Origin of the sequence: Sulfuricurvum sp. MLSB (assembly GCF_000747095.1) — a bacterium.
Taxonomy (GTDB): domain Bacteria; phylum Campylobacterota; class Campylobacteria; order Campylobacterales; family Sulfurimonadaceae; genus Sulfuricurvum.
In genome coordinates this window covers 1-2,503 of sequence record NZ_JQGL01000083.1, presented here as the reverse complement: position 1 = coordinate 2,503, position 2,503 = coordinate 1, and the positions used below count along the sequence as shown (strand labels likewise).

Sequence of the window (2,503 nt, the reverse complement as noted above, 5' to 3'; positions counted from 1 at the left end):
ATGTCCTGTTTAACGTACATCATGTCAGCAACCATCAATTTACACGTTTCATCAATCAGTATTCTTATCGGTAATTTCTCTTCAAAGATACGATTTATAAAGTCACGACGCTTAGTAATTGAAGGGTTCTGTCGCATCATCCTCGCTGAACCATTGACAAGAAACCTCCTTAGCTTGTACTCAATGATCTCGTAATGATGTTTGAACTCTTTGTTCATCGTTGAACGTGCCTTGCCTGATGCGTCACCGTAATAGTAAATAGCAGACTTATGACCGGCATAACGCATTAAAATGTCTTCACATACTTCCTCAGTTGAGTTCCTAGGGTTCTCTAAAGCTATCTCGTCAATGCAATACGACCACCAAATATCTTCTTTGCGCTCGAATTGCCAGATAGAACAGCTATTGTAAGGCACGGAGTTCTGGTCAAACGAGATATGCAAAGGTTTGGTTTTGTCGTAGGTACACTTCCCGACGTGTTTAAGGCGGTCAAATGATGAATAGAACTCTCCGCCAACGAGCGTAAAAGGATTCGAATAAATCAAGGCACGGCCCCGTTCTTCGGTATTGTTTGAAAGGATATTGTTGATGTAATTCTCGCCGACGTTGTGAACGTTGTGCCACGTTGAAGATATACAAACAAACTTATCATCTATTTTTTTACTGAAGAACCGATCTTTACTATAAATTGTGTTTGTGATCTCGTCAAGATGTTCATCCAATTTGAACCATGCATTAATCCAGTCTACTTTTGCCGGTGACGTTGCAATGAATAACGGATTGTATTGCTGTGCCGGTGTGCCGGTGTCTGATAATTGTCCGTCAACTAAATACATTCCTCGTTGACGAATCCTGGCAATGATTATTTCCTTAACGTCGCTTTCGTCCGTATCTTTTGTTTCGTCAAGCACCGCCCAACCGAACTCTTTTCCTTCGTGTGATTGAGCCCGCTCCATTGACCCGATGAATATAACACAACCATTGATAAACGAAATAATAGCATAATAGTCATCAAAGTTGTGACCTTCGACATTAAAATGAGCCGGTGGTTTTTTACCTACAACGTATTGACCTTCGGGATGCGATTCTTTGTCGTACTCTACGATCCCTATGCTTTTCCAATACTCACGAATGCGAAACAAAGTTGACTGAACCAACTGAAGATATGTGTTTGCTCCGATAAAGCCCCGTACCTTAGGGAACTTTCTTATAAGTTGATATGTCTTTATTCCGAGTAAATGAGTTTTCCCGCTGCCTACACCGCTGAGAAACAGATTGATAGCACTTATCGAAGTCAATATGCTTTTCTGTGGCGCTGATACGGTTTGCGTTATCATTGAATTACAATATCAGGTAATTGAACGACACGCACATTATGGTCAACCTCGCTCTTTGACTTAATATTCCACTCATCAAACTTACGCTCTAATATCCACGCATAACGCTGCCATGCTTTGTCGTCTGTTTGGAGTTTTATAAGTAGAGTTTTCTTCTGTTCAATGAGAGCCTTTTTTATAAGGCGTAAAAAGCGAGGAAATAATGGGTTCTCTGACTGGCTCTTTTCACGCTTCCATTTACTAAATGCCTCGTATGTAAAGCGACTTTCCTCAGGCAATAGTTCATTAATCTCAGTTACAAGTTCCTCGTCAGTCATAAACAGGATTTCGCCATTGATAACCTCTTCAATAGCGTCAAGTACCTTGTCTGTCATTTTTGACGGTCTGCCTGTCATTATGCTGCAAATGATTTAATGCAAATCATTGATCCATTATTTAAATCAAAATAGCCCCTCTTATAAAGCACATCCAATGTTTTCATTGCCTCCTTATGATAACGTTTATCATTATAAAAGTCTGTTATTATATCACACATTTCGGGCATTGAGGTTAAAACGAAATCAGTTATCTTAAATCTCATTTCATCTTGTCTTGTAATCCCATGAGTAACCTCTAAAATTCGTCTTATTAGTTTTACTCTATTTTTATACTTTAAATACTTTTCTTGATCTATGTAGAACTTAATTGGTCTGCTTGCATTATAATCCCTTTTATATTTGCGTGCCTCACCACTTGTCTCATCACTCCAATTGAGAAATAGTTGTTTTTCTTCTCCCCGTTTAAATTTCTTTATTGATAAGTGTCTGCCAATTGGCATTCCTCCCCCTAATACAAGATTATAAACATTTAATCTCCCCACATAAGTCTCATCAGCTAAATAAGCCTCATAACTTAACGCATCACCTCTGGTATCAAATTTTCTTATTATTTCTTTTACAAAATGCTGAACTCCATATTTCCTAATTGCATTCCGTAAATATGTACCACTCCCCATATAATTATCATTCATATTATCAGTTGAATGAACCCCAACATATTCCATGCCGTTAAGGTTATTGACTATTCTATAAACGTAATTATATTTCCTCTCCCTCATATCGCAAAGTTACGTTTTTTTATCATACCGTTGTACCCTCGTCGAAATCGTATGTCACACTTCCTGTGGT

General features: G+C 38.4%; 3 protein-coding genes. All 3 read right to left on the bottom strand.

Features of this window, described 5'->3' with window-relative positions; all coding sequences use genetic code 11:
• Positions 1-1,337 (bottom strand): hypothetical protein (locus JU82_RS06460; RefSeq protein WP_037948309.1); only part of this gene is annotated, 1,337 nt, incomplete at its 3' end.
• Positions 1,334-1,711, bottom strand: coding sequence for a hypothetical protein (locus JU82_RS06455; RefSeq protein WP_294892375.1), 378 nt, complete (start codon positions 1,709-1,711; stop codon positions 1,334-1,336). The genes JU82_RS06460 and JU82_RS06455, both read right to left, overlap by 4 nt.
• Positions 1,712-1,731: 20 nt before the next feature.
• Positions 1,732-2,433, bottom strand: coding sequence for a GIY-YIG nuclease family protein (locus tag JU82_RS11880; RefSeq protein ID WP_294892373.1), 702 nt, complete (start codon positions 2,431-2,433; stop codon positions 1,732-1,734).
• Between the last annotated feature and the right edge of the window lie 70 nt (positions 2,434-2,503).

Bases quoted from the DNA above. Each gene is read 5' to 3' on its own strand.
- JU82_RS06455 (WP_294892375.1), bottom strand. From the start codon at position 1,711: ATGACAGACAAGGTACTTGACGCTATTGAAGAGGTTATCAATGGCGAA.
- JU82_RS11880 (WP_294892373.1), bottom strand. From the start codon at position 2,433: ATGAGGGAGAGGAAATATAATTACGTTTATAGAATAGTCAATAACCTT.